At 70.2% G+C, this 17,018-nt stretch carries 18 protein-coding genes; 16 read left to right on the top strand and 2 right to left on the bottom strand.

All coding sequences use genetic code 11. The features are described from left to right. Positions 1–47: 47 nt before the first annotated feature. Positions 48–623: a hypothetical protein gene (locus ACZ4M8_RS15935; RefSeq protein WP_467607457.1), complete on the top strand. Its 576-nt coding sequence runs from the start codon at positions 48–50 to the stop codon at positions 621–623. A 145-nt stretch (positions 624–768) separates the two neighbouring features. Here ACZ4M8_RS15935 and ACZ4M8_RS15930 read toward each other — a convergent pair whose 3' ends face one another. Further along, a complete protein-coding gene (locus tag ACZ4M8_RS15930; RefSeq protein WP_399093397.1) occupies positions 769–1,065 on the bottom strand; it encodes a ferredoxin in 297 nt (98 codons plus the stop codon). Between the two features lie 252 nt (positions 1,066–1,317). Here ACZ4M8_RS15930 and arc point away from each other — a divergent pair, with 252 nt between their 5' ends. From arc to prcA, 5 genes are all read left to right on the top strand, one after another. Continuing rightward, on the top strand, positions 1,318–3,084 hold the full coding sequence (gene arc / locus ACZ4M8_RS15925) for a proteasome ATPase (protein WP_467607454.1): 1,767 nt from the start codon (positions 1,318–1,320) through the stop codon (positions 3,082–3,084). 265 nt (positions 3,085–3,349) lie between these two features. After that, positions 3,350–4,861: a depupylase/deamidase Dop gene (gene dop / locus ACZ4M8_RS15920; protein WP_467607452.1), complete on the top strand. Its 1,512-nt coding sequence runs from the start codon at positions 3,350–3,352 to the stop codon at positions 4,859–4,861. Between the two features lie 169 nt (positions 4,862–5,030). Further along, on the top strand, positions 5,031–5,249 hold the full coding sequence (locus ACZ4M8_RS15915; RefSeq protein WP_345093104.1) for a ubiquitin-like protein Pup: 219 nt from the start codon (positions 5,031–5,033) through the stop codon (positions 5,247–5,249). Positions 5,250–5,540: 291 nt separating this feature from the next. Then, positions 5,541–6,386 carry a proteasome subunit beta gene (prcB, locus tag ACZ4M8_RS15910; protein ID WP_467607449.1) on the top strand — a complete coding sequence of 282 codons (846 nt, stop codon included), beginning with the start codon at positions 5,541–5,543 and terminating at the stop codon, positions 6,384–6,386. A 66-nt stretch (positions 6,387–6,452) separates the two neighbouring features. Continuing rightward, positions 6,453–7,277, top strand: a complete 825-nt coding sequence (gene prcA / locus ACZ4M8_RS15905; RefSeq protein WP_467607446.1) for a proteasome subunit alpha — start codon at positions 6,453–6,455, stop codon at positions 7,275–7,277. 162 nt (positions 7,278–7,439) lie between these two features. Here the strand turns inward: prcA and ACZ4M8_RS15900 are convergent, their stop codons facing one another. Then, a complete protein-coding gene (locus ACZ4M8_RS15900; RefSeq protein WP_467607444.1) occupies positions 7,440–8,498 on the bottom strand; it encodes a LacI family DNA-binding transcriptional regulator in 1,059 nt (352 codons plus the stop codon). Positions 8,499–8,617: 119 nt separating this feature from the next. Here ACZ4M8_RS15900 and ACZ4M8_RS15895 point away from each other — a divergent pair, with 119 nt between their 5' ends. From ACZ4M8_RS15895 to tatC, 10 genes are all read left to right on the top strand, one after another. Further along, positions 8,618–9,877 carry an MFS transporter gene (locus ACZ4M8_RS15895; protein ID WP_467607441.1) on the top strand — a complete coding sequence of 420 codons (1,260 nt, stop codon included), beginning with the start codon at positions 8,618–8,620 and terminating at the stop codon, positions 9,875–9,877. A gap of 9 nt (positions 9,878–9,886) precedes the next feature. Continuing rightward, complete coding sequence (gene pafA / locus ACZ4M8_RS15890; protein WP_467607438.1) at positions 9,887–11,248, top strand: Pup--protein ligase; 1,362 nt, start codon at positions 9,887–9,889, stop codon at positions 11,246–11,248. A 132-nt stretch (positions 11,249–11,380) separates the two neighbouring features. Further along, positions 11,381–12,382: an FKBP-type peptidyl-prolyl cis-trans isomerase gene (locus ACZ4M8_RS15885; protein WP_467607436.1), complete on the top strand. Its 1,002-nt coding sequence runs from the start codon at positions 11,381–11,383 to the stop codon at positions 12,380–12,382. Positions 12,383–12,439: 57 nt separating this feature from the next. Next, positions 12,440–12,814, top strand: a complete 375-nt coding sequence (locus tag ACZ4M8_RS15880) for an FKBP-type peptidyl-prolyl cis-trans isomerase (RefSeq protein ID WP_467607435.1) — start codon at positions 12,440–12,442, stop codon at positions 12,812–12,814. Between the two features lie 112 nt (positions 12,815–12,926). Next, positions 12,927–13,910: a helix-turn-helix transcriptional regulator gene (locus ACZ4M8_RS15875; RefSeq protein WP_467607432.1), complete on the top strand. Its 984-nt coding sequence runs from the start codon at positions 12,927–12,929 to the stop codon at positions 13,908–13,910. Positions 13,911–13,926: 16 nt separating this feature from the next. Continuing rightward, entirely contained in the window at positions 13,927–14,877 is a 951-nt protein-coding gene (locus ACZ4M8_RS15870; RefSeq protein ID WP_467607430.1) for a helix-turn-helix transcriptional regulator, read from the top strand. Positions 14,878–14,913: 36 nt separating this feature from the next. After that, a complete protein-coding gene (locus ACZ4M8_RS15865) occupies positions 14,914–15,171 on the top strand; it encodes a hypothetical protein (protein WP_467607428.1) in 258 nt (85 codons plus the stop codon). 50 nt (positions 15,172–15,221) lie between these two features. Beyond that, positions 15,222–15,452, top strand: coding sequence for a hypothetical protein (locus ACZ4M8_RS15860; RefSeq protein WP_467607426.1), 231 nt, complete (start codon positions 15,222–15,224; stop codon positions 15,450–15,452). Between the two features lie 203 nt (positions 15,453–15,655). Next, positions 15,656–15,937: a Sec-independent protein translocase subunit TatA gene (gene tatA, locus ACZ4M8_RS15855; protein ID WP_467607423.1), complete on the top strand. Its 282-nt coding sequence runs from the start codon at positions 15,656–15,658 to the stop codon at positions 15,935–15,937. 120 nt (positions 15,938–16,057) lie between these two features. Then, entirely contained in the window at positions 16,058–16,972 is a 915-nt protein-coding gene (gene tatC, locus ACZ4M8_RS15850; protein WP_467608044.1) for a twin-arginine translocase subunit TatC, read from the top strand. Positions 16,973–17,018: the final 46 nt, after the last annotated feature.

The following is a 17,018-nucleotide window of genomic DNA, read 5'->3' as shown; positions in this document are numbered from 1 at the left end:
ATGCTGGGCACTCCCACCGCCACAGCACTTCACAGGAGTTACCCCGCGTGCAGCCCTTGGCAGGCCAGGACCTTTCGCACACCCAGCCCCGCCCCATGCACTGGCTCACCACGGCCACCGCGATCGCCGCGGTCATCGCCGCCGGGTCCTTCGTCCAGCCTCCTGATGCGACCGCCACCACCGCCGCGAAACCCGGCCACACGGCGCCCGCCCCCGACGCGCGCACCGTGAGCTTCCCCGTCGAATGCGGTCCCCACCGCCTCGATGTGGTGAAACAGGTCTCCGGTGACCTCGACGGCGACGGCACCACCGAAACCGTCGCCTCGGTCCGCTGCCACAGCGACACCGGCACCCCGCCCAGCGGCGTCTACGTCCTCGCCCGCACCTCCGACGCCAAGGCCACGCCCCGCATCGTGGCGACCCTCCTGGACCCTTCCCGGAAGATGAGCGTCCAGGACCTCGCCCTGCACGACGGCACCATCGCCGCGACGCTCCTGGGCTACTCCACGCTCGACGTCCCGCGCTGCTGCCCGGACCTCCGCACCGACACCGAGTGGCACTGGCAGGACGGCAGGTTCCTCCGCACCGACAACCGGGCGGCACCGGGCCCCACCGGGGTCTGACCCGTCCCCGCCCGCCGGGACCACGGGCCGCTCCGTACGCTCCGACGACGCACCGGACCGTACGGGAGCCCGCCCGGCACCCCTCCGGAAAAGCCGAAGGCGGCGGTCGCGATCCGCGCCGCCGCCACTCCCGGTCCGCCCCCGCCTACTCCGCGTCGGGACCGTAGACCTCCACCTGATCGGCGACCCGCCGCACATGGATGCAGTCCCCGGGGCACTCCTTGGCGGAGTCCCGTACGTCATTGAGGAGCGGCAGCGGGACCGGCGTGGTCGCGCCCTTGTCCTGGAGCAGCTCGTCGTCCGCGCTCTTGACGTACGCCAGCCCGTCGATGTCCAGCTCGAAGACCTCCGGGGCGTACTGCGCACAGATACCGTCCCCCGTGCACAGGTCCTGGTCGATCCAGACTTCAAGCTCTGGACGGGCTTCTTCCTGCACGGTCATCTCGCCTGCCGTTTCCTGCGTACGTGAAGCAATTTTGTCTAAGTGGCGCCAGCACTGACGGGTGTTGACCGTCCCGACGATACAACCGGTCGCTTTCCGATGTTGTTCGGTGGGTATTCCCTTGGTGAGCGGACGTGCGCAAGGGTGAAGATCGGACACGCCCCGACCGTCTTTTCGATCTAGGGGTTTCAACCCGCACCCGCCCAGGTAGGGTCAGGAAGCGTCCAGCTCCCCTTGGAGGAGGTGAGGACCGTGGCAGCCCACGACGACGACATCAACCACGGCATCCGGCCGGGGCGGGGGTCCGAGGATCCCGCCGGTCAGGTTGCCTATCTTGAGCAGGAGATCGCCGTCCTGCGACGTAAGCTCGCCGACTCTCCGCGGCATACGAGGATTCTCGAAGAGCGGATCGTCGAGCTGCAGACCAATCTGGCCGGCGTTTCCGCGCAGAACGAGCGCCTCGCGAATACGCTGCGCGAGGCGCGCGACCAGATCGTCGCCCTCAAGGAAGAGGTCGACCGGCTCGCGCAGCCGCCGGCCGGCTTCGGCGTCTTCCTGCAGGCCAATGACGACGACACGGTCGATATCTTCACCGGCGGCCGCAAGCTCCGGGTGAATGTCAGCCCGAGCGTGGAGAAGGCCGATCTCCGCCGTGGCCAGGAGGTCATGCTCAACGAAGCGCTCAACGTGGTCGACGCCATGGAGTTCGAGAGCGCCGGCGACATCGTCACGCTCAAGGAGATCCTGGAGGACGGCGAGCGCGCCCTGGTGGTCGGGCACACCGACGAGGAGCGGGTGGTGCGGCTCGCCGAGCCGCTGCTGGAGACGACCATCCGTCCCGGCGACGCCCTGCTCCTCGAACCGCGCTCCGGCTACGTCTACGAAGTCATTCCCAAGAGCGAGGTCGAGGAGCTGGTCCTCGAAGAGGTCCCGGACATCGACTACAACAAGATCGGCGGTCTGGGCGGCCAGATCGAGCTGATCCGGGACGCGGTCGAGCTGCCGTACCTCTACCCCGACCTCTTCAAGGAGCACGAACTCCGCCCGCCCAAGGGCGTCTTGCTCTACGGTCCGCCCGGCTGCGGCAAGACGCTCATCGCCAAGGCGGTCGCCAACTCCCTCGCCAAGAAGGTCGCCGAGGTGACCGGGCAGCCCGCGGGGAAGAGCTTCTTCCTCAACATCAAGGGCCCCGAGCTGCTCAACAAGTACGTCGGCGAGACGGAGCGGCACATCCGCCTGGTCTTCCAGCGGGCCCGCGAGAAGGCCGGCGAGGGCACACCTGTCATCGTCTTCTTCGACGAGATGGACTCCCTCTTCCGCACCCGTGGCTCCGGTGTCAGCTCGGACGTGGAGAACACCATCGTCCCGCAGCTGCTCTCCGAGATCGACGGTGTGGAGGGCCTGGAGAACGTCATCGTCATCGGCGCCTCCAACCGCGAGGACATGATCGACCCGGCGATCCTCCGTCCGGGCCGGCTCGACGTGAAGATCAAGATCGAGCGTCCGGACGCCGAGGCGGCCAAGGACATCTTCTCCAAGTACCTCACCGAGCGCCTGCCGCTGCACACCGACGATCTCGCCGAGCACGGCGGCTCGCGGAAGGCCGCGGTCAGCGGCATGATCCAGTCGGTCGTCGAGCAGATGTACGCGGAATCCGAGGAGAACCGCTTCCTGGAGGTCACCTACGCCAACGGTGACAAGGAAGTCCTCTACTTCAAGGACTTCAACTCGGGCGCGATGATCGAGAACATCGTCGGCCGGGCCAAGAAGATGGCCATCAAGGCGTTCCTCGAACACGACCAGAAGGGCCTGCGGGTCTCCCACCTCCTCCAGGCGTGCGTGGACGAGTTCAAGGAGAACGAGGACCTGCCCAACACCACCAACCCGGACGACTGGGCCCGTATCTCCGGCAAGAAGGGCGAGCGGATCGTCTACATCCGCACGCTGGTCACCGGAAAGCAGGGCGCGGACACCGGCCGCTCCATCGACACGGTCGCGAATACCGGCCAATACCTGTAAACCGCGCTCCGGCTGCGGATGTCCTGCACGGGGCGTCCGCAGCCGGACGCTTTTCCGGGCCGGAAACCGATCCCGGAAAGCCGTACGGCCAAAACCGTACTGGAGCAATGACTGCCATGATCTCCCCAGTACCGCAAAGGCGCTCTAGGCTCGTGGGTACCGCCGCGTCACACGGTACGGAAACGGGGAACGCATACGGACCGGAAGCGCAGCGGTACGTGAGCGCCGACCTCATCCGGGGGCGCCGCCGGGCAAGGAGGGCCGCATGACCGTACGGCGAGTAATGGGAATCGAGACCGAGTACGGAATTTCCGTTCCTGGTCACCCCAATGCCAATGCCATGCTCACCTCGTCCCAGGTCGTCAATGCTTATGCGGCGGCGATGCACCGGGCACGCCGTGCCCGCTGGGATTTCGAGGAGGAGAATCCGCTGCGGGACGCCCGCGGCTTCGACCTCGCCCGTGAGGCCGCCGATTCCAGTCAGCTCACCGACGAGGACATCGGCCTGGCCAACGTGATCCTCACCAACGGCGCGCGCCTCTACGTCGACCACGCGCACCCCGAGTACAGCTCGCCCGAGATCACCAACCCGCGGGACGCGGTGCTCTGGGACAAGGCCGGTGAGCGGATCATGGCCGAGGCGGCGGAGCGGGCCGCGCAGGTCCCCGGCGCCCAGCCGATCCACCTGTACAAGAACAACACCGACAACAAGGGCGCCTCCTACGGCACGCACGAGAACTACCTGATGAAGCGGGAGACGCCGTTCTCGGACATCGTGCGGCACCTGACGCCGTTCTTCGTCTCGCGGCAGGTCGTCACCGGCGCGGGCCGGGTCGGCATCGGGCAGGACGGCCGGGACCACGGCTTCCAGATCAGTCAGCGCGCCGACTACTTCGAGGTCGAGGTCGGCCTGGAGACGACGCTCAAGCGCCCGATCATCAACACCCGCGACGAACCCCACTCGGACGCGGAGAAGTACCGCCGCCTGCACGTCATCATCGGCGACGCCAACCTCTCCGAGATCTCCACCTACCTCAAGCTGGGCACCACGGCACTGGTCCTCTCCATGATCGAGGACGGTTTCATCGCCGTCGATCTCGCCGTCGATCAACCGGTCCGCACCCTCCACCAGGTGTCCCACGACCCCGGTCTGCAACACCTCATCACCCTCCGCAGCGGCCGCACGCTCACCGCCGTACAGCTCCAGATGGAGTACTGCGAGCTGGCCCGCAAATACGTCGAGGACCGCTACGGCGCGGACGCGGACGACCAGACCAAGGACGTGCTCGGGCGCTGGGAGGACGTCCTGGGGCGGCTGGAGAACGACCCGATGAGCCTGGCCGGCGAGCTGGACTGGATCGCCAAACGTGAGCTGATGGAGGGCTACCGCCGCCGTGACGGCCTGGACTGGGACGCCGCCCGGCTCCACCTCGTCGACCTCCAGTACGCCGACGTCCGCCCGGAGAAGGGGCTCTACAACCGTCTCGCCGCCCGGGGGAAGATGACGCGGCTGCTGGACGAGGCGGAGGTCGTACGGGCCGGTCTGGAGCCGCCCGAGGACACCCGGGCGTACTTCCGCGGCCGCTGCCTGGAGCAGTACGCCGACGACGTGGCGGCCGCCTCGTGGGATTCGGTGATCTTCGATCTGCCGGGGCGGGACTCCCTCCAGCGGGTGCCGACGCTGGAGCCGCTGCGCGGCACCCGGGAGCACGTCAAGGGCCTGCTGGACCGCTGCCGTACGGCGGAGGAGCTGGTGAGGGCGCTTTCCGGCCGCTGAACCCGTCAGGGATTCCCCGTCCGATCGCGGCTGAAAGGGCCGTGTGGCGGGAATGATCGGGGTGTCCCCCGGACGTTGCACCAAGTGCAGGGCCGATGTCAGAGGGGCCTTGTAGGGTCGGATCTTGAAAGTCACATCGAGCGGGGCCGAACCGAGCGGGGTGAGGGTAATGGCGACCAAGGACAGCGGCGGCGGTCAGCAGAAGGCGACGCGTTCCACCGAAGAGGTCGAGGAGCAGACGCAGAACGCGGAGGCGTCCGACGACCTCAAGGAGCGCCAGGAAAAGCTGTCGGACGACGTCGATTCGGTGCTGGACGAGATCGACGACGTGCTCGAGGAGAACGCCGAGGACTTCGTGCGGAGCTTCGTCCAGAAGGGCGGGGAGTAACCGCAGCGCGGTCCGGGCACGGCGCCGGTGGTGCCCGCGCGGCACCACCGGCGGCGTCCGCCGCGCTCCGGCTCCGGTCGGGTCGGTCGCCGTCGGCGGATGGCGGCCCGTCAGCCTCCCGCGGGGTCGCGGGGCGTGCGGCCGGAGCCCGGTTCCACCACCCATGTGGATCACGCCCGCGGGGCGGGTAGGGTCCCGGTCGTACAGTGCTTCAGCTGCACCGCAGCCTGGGACAGTCAAGCAGCGGCCCGTCGCCCCGAGGCGGCCGGCCGAGTATCCGGAAGGAAACGTGTGGAAGCCAACACCCGTAACACCGGGCGTCTACCAGCTGCCTTCCTGACGCCTGGATCCTCGTCGTTCATGGACTTCCTCGGGGAACACGCCCCCGGCCTGCTGCCGGGCAGCCGCCCGTTGCCACAGGTCCAGGGCGCCATCGAGGCGCCGCACGGCACGACCATCGTCGCCGCGTCGTTCCCGGGCGGTGTGGTGCTCGCCGGTGACCGGCGGGCCACGATGGGCAACGTCATCGCCCAGCGCGACATCGAGAAGGTCTTCCCGGCCGATGAGTACTCCGCGGTCGGCATCGCCGGTACCGCGGGGCTGGCCGTCGAGATGGTGAAGCTGTTCCAGCTGGAGCTGGAGCACTTCGAGAAGGTGGAGGGCGCGCAGCTCTCCCTGGAAGGCAAGGCGAACCGCCTCTCCACGATGATCCGGGGCAACCTCGGCATGGCCATGCAGGGCCTCGCCGTGGTGCCGCTGTTCGCCGGGTGGGACGTCGACCGCGCCAAGGGCCGCATCTTCTCCTACGACGTGACCGGCGGACGCTCCGAGGAGCACGGCTACGCGTCCACGGGCTCCGGCTCCGTCTTCGCCCGCGGTGCCCTCAAGAAGCTGTACCGCGACGACTTCACGGAGCATCAGGCCGTCACCGCCGTCGTCCAGTCGCTCTACGACGCGGCGGACGACGACTCGGCGACCGGCGGCCCCGACATGGGCCGGCGGATCTACCCCATCGTCACGGTGATCACCGACGAGGGCTTCAAGAGGTTCACCGACGCCGAGGTCGCGGAGGTCGCCCGCGCCGTCTACGAGCGCCGGCTCCAGGAGCCCGACGGTCCCCGTGCCGCGCTGCTCTGAGGGAAGGACGGCGGGCGGATGCGCGTGCCAGTGAGAGAGCCATTGACAGAAAGGGACGGATAACCGGTGTCGACGCCGTTTTATGTCTCACCCCAGCAGGCCATGGCCGACCGCGCCGAGTACGCCCGCAAGGGCATCGCCCGCGGCCGCAGCGTCGTGGTGCTGCAGTACACCGACGGCGTGGTCTTCGTCGCCGAGAATCCCTCCCGGGCCCTGCACAAGGTCAGCGAGATCTATGACCGCATCGCGTTCGCGGCGGTCGGTAAGTACAACGAGTTCGAGAATCTGCGGATCGGCGGGGTGCGCTACGCCGATCTGCGGGGCTACACCTACGACCGCGCCGATGTGACCGCGCGCGGGCTGGCGAACGTCTACGCCCAGACGCTGGGCACGATCTTCTCCAGCGCCGCCGAGAAGCCGTACGAGGTCGAGCTGATCGTCGCCGAGGTCGGGGAAGCCCCCGAGGACGACCAGATCTACCGGCTTCCGCACGACGGCTCGATCGTCGACGAGCACGGTTCGGTCGCGGTGGGCGGTAACGCCGACCAGATCAGCAGCTACCTCGATCAGCACCACCGCGACGGTATGACGCTGAGCGAGGCGCTGAAGCTCGCCGTGGACTCGCTGTCGCGGGACAACAACGGCGGGGAGCGCACCCTCACCGCCGAGCAGCTGGAGGTCGCCACGCTCGACCGCACCCGCCCCCAGCAGCGCAAGTTCAAGCGGATCCTCGGCAGCCACCTCTCCCGCCTGCTGGACGAGTCCGCCCCGGAGGCGCCCGGGGACGGGGACGGTACGGCGGATTCCGCGGCGCCGGATGCCACCGAGGACACCGAGGCGACCGGCAGCGGTACCGCGGAGAAGAAGCAGAAGCCGGAGGACGACGCCTAGCGGCGCGTCCCGGCATCCGGGCTCGGCCCGGTCGGTGCGCCCCGGCGGGAGTTCCCGCCGGGGCGCACCGCGTTCGCGCCGGCGGTCGGCCCGGGGCCCCGCCGCGCCCCTGGCCCGCCGCGTCGGCCCTCCGCCCGCCCGTTTCGTTCCGTACGGCGGGCGCTACGCGGGTGCCGGTCCCGTCGAGCCTCGGGGGACGAGGGCTACCGGGAGGGGGCGGGGCGCCAGGCGGTGGCCGTCCAGGGCGGCCAGCAGGGCGCGCATGCCGGCGGCGCCGAACTCCTCGGCCGGTAGCCGTACGGTCGTCAGCTCCGGCTCGACGGCCACGGCCAGTGCCAGGTCGTCGAAGCCGGTGACCGAGACGTCCTCCGGGACGCGCAGGCCCAGTCGCCGGACCGCTTTGCAGGCGCCCGCGGCCACGATGTCGTCGTCGCAGATCAGAGCGGTCGGCCGGGGGCCGGGGGCGGTCAGCGCGGTGTGCGCGGCGGCCAGGCCGCCCGTGACGGAGAGGGCGGTCGGCACCCGGTGCAGCGAGACGCCGGGCGGCGCGGCGAAGGCGTCGGCCAGGGCGCGGCCGCGGACCTCGAAGGTCCAGGAGGCGATATCGGCGGCGAGGTGGCCGACGCGGCGGTGGCCGAGGGCGAGGAGGTGTGCGGCCACCTGGCGGGCGCCGTCGGCGATGTCGAGGTTGACGGTCGCGGCGGCGCGGTCGTCGGCCGGATCGTTGTCCAGCATGACCAGCGGGAGCCCGGCGTCGTGCAGGGCGGCGAGGGCGTCCACGGCCATCGAGGAGGCGATCACCCCGTCGAGGCTGGTACGCGCCGAGCCGAACGGGTCGGGGGCCGGGCCGATGCCCTCGGGCGAGGGGTAGAGCACGACGCCGAAGCCCGCGTCGGCGGCCGCGCGGGTGGCGCCCGTGTGCACCCGCGCGAAGAACTCGGTGGTGAGTGCGGGAACGACGAGGAGCGCGGTGCGGGTGCGGCCGGTGCGCAGGCTGCGGGCGGCGAGATTGGGGCGGTAGCCCAGGTCGCGGGCGGCGGCGCGCACCGATTCGGCCTTGACGGCCGAGACCCGGCCGCGCCATTTGCCGCCCAGGACGAGCGAGACCGCCGCCTGGGAGACCCCGGCGGCACGGGCCACGTCCCGGCTGGTGACGTGGGCGGCGCCGGTGGCCCGCCCGGTGTCGCCGGTCCCGTGCCGTGTCGCGTCGTCGCTGCTCACCGGCGGTTTCCTCCTGAGGGGCGGGCGGGCGGCCTGGACCCGCGAGTGCCGACATGATACGTATGACGCCGGAAGTTATACGTATCATGTCCGGCGTTACCGGACGGGGAAGGGGCGGCATGGCCGCGGGATATGCGGAACTGCTGCGGACCAGGCACGCGGCGCGGCTGCTGGCAGGCACGCTGATCGGACGGCTGCCGAACGCCACCGCGGCCCTCGCCGTGGTGCTCTTCGTCCGCGCCGAGGGCGGCAGCTACGCCCTGGCCGGTGCGCTCTCCGCGGTCTACGGCGTCTGCACGGCCGTCGGCCAGCCGTTGCTGGGCCGCGCCGTCGACCTCCACGGACAGCCGCGGGTGATGCTGCCCGCCGCGGTGGTCTCCGCGCTCGGCATGGCGCTGCCGGCCGTCGTCGGGCTGCATCCGCTGGCGCTCACCTACACCGCGATGGCGGTCGCCGGGCTCTTCACGCCGCCGCTGGAGGGCGGACTGCGGGCGCTGTGGCCCACGGTGCTGGGGCGGCCGGAGCGGGTGCACGCCGCGTACGCGCTGGACGCGGTGGCGCAGGAGGTGATGTTCGCGGTCGGGCCGCTGCTGGTGACGCTCTGCGTGGCCGCCTGGTCGGAGCGGGCGGCGCTGCTGGTCATCAACGTCATCGGGGTGCTCGGCGCGCTCTGGGTCGTGGTGTCGCCGCCGTCGCGGCGCTGGCGCAGCGAGCCGCGGGAGGCGCACTGGCTGGGTGCGCTGCGCTCGTCCGGGATGCTGGTGCTGATCGGCGCGTTCTTCTTCGTCGGGCTGGCGCTCGGCTCCATCGCGGTCGCCGCGGTGGCGTACGCCGACGAGCACGGCGGCGGCATGGTCTCCAGTTGCCTCCTCTCGGCGCTCGGTGTCGGGGCGCTGGCGGGCGGTGTCGTCTACGGGGCGCGGGAGTGGCCCGGACGGCCCGAGGGGCGGCTGCGGCTGCTCGTGGCGATGCTGGCGCTGGGGTACCTGCCGCTGGTGCTCGTCCCGCCGGTGGCCGGGATGACGGCGTTGACGGGGCTTGCCGGGGTGTCCCTGGCACCCGCGCTGGCCTGCGCGTTCGTCGTCGTGGACCGGCATGCGCCCAAGGGCACGGTCACGGAGGCGTTCTCGTGGCTGGTGACGACCTTCGGGGTCGGTTCGGCGGTCGGCGCGTCGGTGGTGGGGCCCGCGGTGGAGCGCGGGGGAGCGGCCGCCGGCTTCGCCGTCGCGGCAGCCGGGGGCGTCGCCGCGCTGCTGGTCCTGATGGCGACGAAGCGCTTCCTGGGAGATCCCGTACGGCCGAAGCAGCTCGTACTCCCGGCGGAAATTGATCGCAACGGGGCCGTCGAACCCGGTTTCAGAGCACGCCGTCAGGCGTAATGTTCAGTCATGGACCGCCGCATTTTCGGGCTGGAGAACGAGTACGGCGTCACGTGCACGTTCAGGGGACAGCGCCGACTGTCGCCTGACGAAGTGGCGCGGTACCTCTTCCGCCGTGTCGTGTCATGGGGCCGCAGCAGCAATGTCTTCCTGCGGAACGGCGCCCGCCTGTACCTCGATGTGGGATCGCACCCGGAATACGCAACCCCCGAGTGCGACAACGTGACGGAACTCGTCACCCACGACAAAGCAGGCGAGCGCATTCTCGAAGGTCTTCTCGTCGACGCCGAACGCCGCCTGCACGAGGAGGGAATCGCGGGCGACGTCTATCTCTTCAAGAACAACACCGATTCGGCGGGTAACTCCTACGGCTGCCACGAGAACTATCTCGTCGCCCGCCACGGGGAGTTCTCCCGGCTCGCGGACATTCTCATTCCCTTCCTCGTCACCCGGCAGTTGCTGTGCGGCGCGGGCAAGGTGCTGCAGACCCCGCGCGGCGCGGTCTACTGCGTCAGCCAGCGCGCCGAGCACATCTGGGAGGGCGTCTCGTCCGCGACGACCCGCTCGCGCCCGATCATCAACACCCGCGACGAACCGCACGCCGACGCCGAGCGGTACCGCCGGCTGCACGTCATCGTCGGCGACTCCAACATGTCCGAGACGACGATGCTGCTGAAGGTCGGCGCCACCGATCTGGTGCTGCGCATGATCGAGGCGGGCACCGTCATGCGGGATCTGACGCTGGAGAACCCGATCCGGGCGATCCGTGAGGTCAGCCACGACATCACCGGTCAGCGCAAGGTCCGGCTCGCCAGCGGGCGCGAGGCATCGGCGCTCGAAGTCCAGCAGGAGTATTACGAAAAGGCGGTGGATTTCTGCGATCGCCGCGGAATCCGTACCGGCACCGTCGAACGCGTACTGGAGTTGTGGGGCCGTACTCTCGGCGCAATCCGGGACCAGGAACTCGGCCGCGTCGCCACCGAGATCGACTGGGTGATGAAACATCAGCTCATCGAGCGGTACCGCACCAAGAACAACATCACCATGTCGCATCCGCGGGTGGCGCAGATAGATCTCGCGTACCACGACATCCACCGCCGCAGGGGGCTCTACTACCTTCTGGAGCGGAAGGGACAGGCGGCGCGGATCTGCAACGATCTGAAGATCTTCGAAGGAAAATCGGTGCCGCCGCAGACCACCCGGGCGCGGTTGCGCGGCGATTTCATCCGCCGCGCGCAGGAACAGCGCCGCGATTTCACGGTGGACTGGGTGCACCTCAAGCTGAACGACCAGGCGCAGCGGACGGTGCTGTGCAAGGACCCGTTCCGCAGCGTGGACGACCGGGTGGAGAAGCTGATCGCCGGAATGTGAGGGTGTCCGGCGGCGAAGTGCCGGGAGCCGCGGGCTCCCGGCACTTCGCCGTGTTCGAACGGGAAGGGCTCCGGACCTCAGGTCGTAGAGTGGCGGGCACTGGCCACCACCCCCCGATCCCGAGTGGGACTGATGAACCTCACGAAAAACACCCGTCGCGCTGCCGCCGCCGCGCTGACCGTGCCCCTTCTGCTGTTCACCGCCGCCTGCGGGTCCGACGACAAGGACGCGGGCAAGACGGTCGCCGATGTCCAGGGCAAGGTGGGCGACCAGCCGGAGATCAAGGTCTCCAAGGGCGCCAAGGTCGCACCGGACATCGTCACCAAGACCCTGAAGCAGGGCTCGGGCACGAAGGTCGAGGACGGCTCCACCGTCCGCGTCGACTACGACGGCAAGCTAACGAAGGGGCAGAGCCTCGGCAGCAGCTGGGACGTCCCGCCCGGCTCCGGCAAGGCCGCCAAGGGTGAGCCGCGGCGTCAGGTCGTCGTCGAGCTGAACGACCAGCTGGCGCAGATGCAGCAGCAGCTGCCGCTCCCGGTCAAGGTGCTGGAGGCGCTCAAGGGCCAGAAGGCGGGCAGCCGCGTCCAGCTGGAGGGCACCGCCAAGGCGTTCCTCGGTGAGCTGCCGCCGGAGGCGAGCGTCAAGCCGGACGACGGCATGGTGTACGTCGTCGACATCGCCGGTGCCGAGAAGGTCGACAAGAAGGCCAGGGCCGAGGGCGCGCAGGCCGAGCCCGAGGACGGTATGCCCGAGGTGAAGGCGGAGGGCGAGAAGGCCGCCGCGATCACCGTGCCCAAGGGGGAGAAAGCGCCCGCCGACCTCAAGCAGCAGGTGCTGATCAAGGGTAAGGGCAAGGAGGTCAAGAAGGGGGACGCGCTCGTCGCCCAGTACACCGGCGTGAAGTGGGAGGACGGCAAGAAGTTCGACTCCTCCTGGGACCACGGCGGCGCCACGACCTTCCAGATCGGCACCGGCTCGGTCATCAAGGGCTGGGACGACGCGCTGGTCGGCAAGCACGTCGGCGACCGCGTCGAAATCGTGATTCCGCCGAAGCTGGGCTACGGTTCCTCCCCGCAGTCCGATCTCGCCAAGAACACCCTGGTCTTCTCCGTCGACATCGTCGACGCGTTCTGACCGGGGTCTGCGAGACTGACGCGGCCATCGCACGGAAACATACGTAGGAGCACACCCGTGAGCATCGACAAGCCCGAGATCGACTTCCCCGAGGGCCCGGTTCCCACCGATCTGGAGATCGTGGACCTGTGGGAGGGTGACGGGCCGGTCGCCAAGGCCGGGGACAACGTGAGCGTCCACTACGTCGGTGTCTCCTTCAGCACCGGCGAGGAGTTCGACGCCAGCTGGAACCGCGGCAAGCCGCTGCAGTTCCAGCTCGGCGCCGGCCAGGTCATCGCCGGCTGGGACAAGGGCGTGCAGGGCATGAAGGTCGGCGGTCGCCGCCGGCTGACCATCCCCGCGCACCTCGCGTACGGCGACGCCGGCGCCGGCGGCGGCCGGATCGCCCCCGGCGAGACGCTGATCTTCGTCTGCGACCTGGTCTCCGTCTGAGATCACGCCGCACCCCGAGGGCCCGTGCCGGAGCGCACGGGCCCTCGGCTTTTGCCCCGGGCGCCCGTGGCGGTACGGTCACGGATCGGGAGTTCCACGAGAAAGGGCGCCGATGGCGATTGCCAAGGCCGAGCGGCTGATGAACCTGGCGCTGTGCCTGCTGGGTACCCGTCGCCCGCTGACCAAGCGCGAACTGCGGTCGTCGATCGAGGCGTACGTCGAATCGTTCGGTACGGGTGACGACGGCGGCTCCGACGACTCGTTCAACCGCATGTTCGAGCGGGACAAGGACGATCTGCGCGAGCTGGGCCTGGTGATCGAGACCGTCGAGGGGCTGGAGGGCGACGTCGGCTATCTCGCCCGCCGCGACAGCAACCGCCTCCCGCCCATCACCCTGGACGCCGAGGAGGCCGCGGCCCTCGGGCTCGCCGCCAAGATCTGGCAGCAGGCCCGGCTGGCGGGCGCGGCCAGCGGCGCCTTGCAGAAGCTGCGCGCCGCCGGGATGCCGCTGGCCTCCGGTGACGATGTCGCCGACGCCCCGCACAGCGCGCTGGAGCCGCGCATCCCCGCCCACGAGGCCGCCTTCGAACCGCTGATGCTGGCCTGCCGCGACCGCCGCCCGGTCGTCTTCGACTACCGCAAGTCCAACGCCGCGCACCCCGAGCGCCGTCAGGTCGAGCCGTGGATCCTGGAATGCTGGCGCGGCCACTGGTACCTCGCCGGCTGGGACCGCGACCGCCGCGCCGAACGCGTCTTCCGGCTCTCCCGGATCACCGGCAAGGTCCGCTCCCGGCAGGGTGCGTTCACCGCGCCGGTGCCCGACCACGTCACCGTCCGCGAGACCGTCGAGGTCTGGGCGGGGGAGACCGCGACCGGCACCGCCCGCATCAGGCTGCGCGCCGGGCACGGCTACCCGCTGCGCGCCCGCGCGCTGAACGTCCGTGAGCTGGGCGACGGCTGGGACGAGTTGGAGATCCCGAACGGACGAGGGCTCGACGCCTGGCTCGTGGAGTTCGGGCCCGACGTGGTGGTGCTGGAACCGGCCGAACTGCGCGCCGATGTCATCGACCGGCTGCGTGCCGTGGCCAAGGGCTGAGGGAGAGACGACACCCGTGGCGACCAACGCGATCGACCAGACCCGCCGGATGCTGTCCCTGGTGACGTATCTGCGCGAGCGCCCCGGCGCCCGCGTCAGCGATGTGGCCCGCGCCTTCGGCATCACCGAGGACGAGCTGATCGCCGACCTGGACGTGCTGCCCATGTGCGGGACGAGTTTCCGCGGCGGCGACCTCCTCGACATCGACACCGACGGTGACCGCATCTGGTGGCACAACCCCGACGACGTCGCCGCCCCGCTGCGGCTGGCCGCCGACGAGGCCACCGCGCTGCTGGTCGCGGCGCGCGCCGTGGCGACCCTGCCGGGGCTGCGCGAGGGCGACCGGCAGGCGTTGCTGCGGGCCACCGCGAAGCTGGAGGCCGCGGCGGGCGAGGCGGCCGGGGCCAGCTCCCGGGTGTCGGTGACCTTCGAGTCCGAGGGCGGCGTCTTCGCCGACGTGGACCGGGCGATCGCCGAGCGCCGCCGCCTGTGGCTGCGTTACTACTCCCCGGCGCGCGACGAGCTGACCGAGCGTGAGGTGGACCCGATCCGCCTGTTCGCCGTCGGCCACACCTACATGGAGGCGTGGTGCCGGCTCTCCGAGGCCCGGCGGACCTTCCGCCTCGACCGGGTCGCGGAGATCAAGCTGCTGGACGCGCCCGCCGACCCGCCCCCCGTCGAACTGCGCGACCTCTCGGAGGGCCTCGTCCAGCCGGCCGCCGAGGACCCCGAGGTGTGCATCGAGGTCGGGCCCGGCGGCCGCTGGGTCGCCGAGTACTACCCGCACGACAGCGCCGAGGAGCTGCCGGACGGCGGGCTGCGGGTCACCCTGCGCACGCCCGACCCGGCGTCGCTGCGGCGGCTGGCGCTGCGGCTGGGCCGTGACGGCCGGATCACCGCGCCGCCGGAGCTGGCCGACAGCGCGCGCCGCGCCGCCACCGAGGCGCTCGCCGCGTACGGCGAGTGAGCGTGCCCCTGTCACCGTGAGGAGAGGCAGCGAAGGATGACGACGACGGCGACCGGCACGCTGGCGGACGGGCCCGCACCGGTGCTCTTCAAGGCGGCGTGCCCCGACTGCCGGGGCCGGTTCGAGCTGGCGTCGGACGCCTTCCGGCTGGCCATAGGGGGCAGCCGGAAGACCACGTTCTACTCCTTCACCTGCCCCGACTGCGGCCGTGCGGTGCGCCGCCCGGCCGGGGAGCGCATCGTCGAGCTGCTGACCGGCGGCGGGGTGCGCACCCTGCGGCTGCACACCGGCTGACCGTGCCGCCCGTGGGCGGCGGTGTCACGGGCCCCCGTTAGGCTCGTCCCATGTTCTGGCCCATGCTCGCTGTTGTCCTCGGCTTCCTCGGCATCGCCGTGCTCGGGGTGCTCGCCATCCGTGTCTTCGTCGAGGTGCGGCGGCTGGCCGGGCAGGTGGGGGCGGCGTCGGAGCGGATCCAGCGGGCCGCCCGGGACCTGGAGCGGGCGGCCACGCCGCTGGCGGCGCGGGCCGGAGGGGCCGCCTCCGGAGAGCCGGGATCCGGGGAATTCAGGGGTTGACGGGGCGCCGCCTGCACGTTTAAGGGCGGTACGCTGGGTCGCGGGTCCGGCGGGCGTGGCGCGTACGTGTCCGGGAGTGCGCACGGGGGTTGCCCGGCGTTCACCGGTGAGCGTTACGATCGCTCAAGCACGGTGGGCGGACGGATGTCCGGCCTGGTCAGGTAGTCCCATCCTCAGCCGCCTCGGTGAGAAGGTATTCGCTTATGTTTGGAAAGATCGGTTGGCCCGAGCTCGTACTGCTCCTGGTCATCGTGGTCGTGCTGTTCGGCGCCAAGAAGCTTCCCGACATGGCCCGCTCACTCGGCAAGTCCGCCCGCATCCTCAAGAGCGAGGCGAAGGCGATGAAGTCGGAGAGCGCTCAGAAGGAAGCCGCTCCCGCCGACCCGCCGAAGGACGACGCACAGGCCGCGCCCCGGACGATCAAGGCCGCACCCGGTGATGTGAACAGCGCGCGTCCGGTCACCGAGACCGACCGCACCGCGTAGCAGAACCGAGGGCCCTGACCGGGTGGCGGATCCGGCCGCCCCCACCGGATGAGATGAGGACGAGGGGTGCGCAAGTCCGTCCCCAAGAAGCAGAAGCGGGAGAAGGATCCCGAGGGGCGTATGCCGCTCGTGGAGCACCTGCGGGAGCTGCGTAATCGCCTTGCGAAGGGCGTGCTGGCGATCGTCGTCATGATGATCGTCGCTGCGTTCTTCTACGAGTCGATCATCAACTTCTTCACCAAACCGATTCTGCAGACGATCGGCTGCGACGCCCTCTTCACCGACCTGGCCAAGCAGAGCAAGGGCCGCTGCGCGAACATCGTGATGATGGACCTGCTCGGTCCCTTCACCCTCGCGCTGAAGGTTTCGCTGGTCTCGGGTGTCATCCTCGCCGCGCCGGTCTGGCTGTACCAGCTCTGGGCCTTCCTCGCCCCCGGGCTGCACAGCAAGGAGAAGAAGTACGCGCTGAGCTTCGTCGGCGCGGGCTTCCCGCTCTTCGTCGCCGGCGCGTACTTCGCGTACGAGGTGATGCCGACCACGGCGCGGGTGCTGATCGAGTTCACCCCGGCGGGCGTGGACAACCTGCTGACGCTGGACAAACTCCTCGATCTGATCACCCGCATGGTGATCGTTTTCGGCCTCTCCTTCGAGCTGCCGCTGCTGCTGATCATGCTGAACTTCGCCGGGATCCTTTCGGGCAAGCGGATGCTCGGCTGGTGGCGCGGCATGATCATGGGCATCACGGTCTTCGCCGCCATCGCGACGCCCAGCACGGACCCGGTCACCATGCTGCTGCTGGCCGGCCCGATCTGGCTGCTGTACTTCGGCGCCGTACTCATCGCGCTCTCCCGTGACGCGCGGCGGCGGCGCCGGGAGGAGTCCGGGCCGTCCGACGACGAGGCATCCGATCTGGACCTGACGCCGCAGCCGATCGGTGAGATGGAGCCGGTGGGCGCCCCGCCGGAGCTGCCCGAGCAGGCGAGCGGATCCGACGGCGACCGGCGCCACCGCGGTGAGCTGGACGATGTGACCTGAGATGTGACCTGACACGTGCCGAGATGACGGCGGAGGCGGGGGGCCG

The organism is Streptomyces sp. NPDC027185, from assembly GCF_055567035.1.
The sequence above is the reverse complement of the archived record's forward strand: the minus strand, read 5'-3'. Positions and strand labels throughout refer to the sequence as shown.

Bases quoted from the DNA above. Each gene is read 5' to 3' on its own strand.
- ACZ4M8_RS15860 (WP_467607426.1), top strand. From the start codon at position 15,222: ATGTTCTGGCCCATGCTCGCTGTTGTCCTCGGCTTCCTCGGCATCGCC.
- tatC (WP_467608044.1), top strand. From the start codon at position 16,058: ATGCCGCTCGTGGAGCACCTGCGGGAGCTGCGTAATCGCCTTGCGAAG.
- dop (WP_467607452.1), top strand. From the start codon at position 3,350: ATGACCGTACGGCGAGTAATGGGAATCGAGACCGAGTACGGAATTTCC.
- ACZ4M8_RS15915 (WP_345093104.1), top strand. From the start codon at position 5,031: ATGGCGACCAAGGACAGCGGCGGCGGTCAGCAGAAGGCGACGCGTTCC.
- ACZ4M8_RS15865 (WP_467607428.1), top strand. From the start codon at position 14,914: ATGACGACGACGGCGACCGGCACGCTGGCGGACGGGCCCGCACCGGTG.
- pafA (WP_467607438.1), top strand. From the start codon at position 9,887: ATGGACCGCCGCATTTTCGGGCTGGAGAACGAGTACGGCGTCACGTGC.
- ACZ4M8_RS15895 (WP_467607441.1), top strand. From the start codon at position 8,618: ATGGCCGCGGGATATGCGGAACTGCTGCGGACCAGGCACGCGGCGCGG.
- ACZ4M8_RS15930 (WP_399093397.1), bottom strand. From the start codon at position 1,065: ATGACCGTGCAGGAAGAAGCCCGTCCAGAGCTTGAAGTCTGGATCGAC.
- tatA (WP_467607423.1), top strand. From the start codon at position 15,656: ATGTTTGGAAAGATCGGTTGGCCCGAGCTCGTACTGCTCCTGGTCATC.
- ACZ4M8_RS15875 (WP_467607432.1), top strand. From the start codon at position 12,927: ATGGCGATTGCCAAGGCCGAGCGGCTGATGAACCTGGCGCTGTGCCTG.
- ACZ4M8_RS15885 (WP_467607436.1), top strand. From the start codon at position 11,381: ATGAACCTCACGAAAAACACCCGTCGCGCTGCCGCCGCCGCGCTGACC.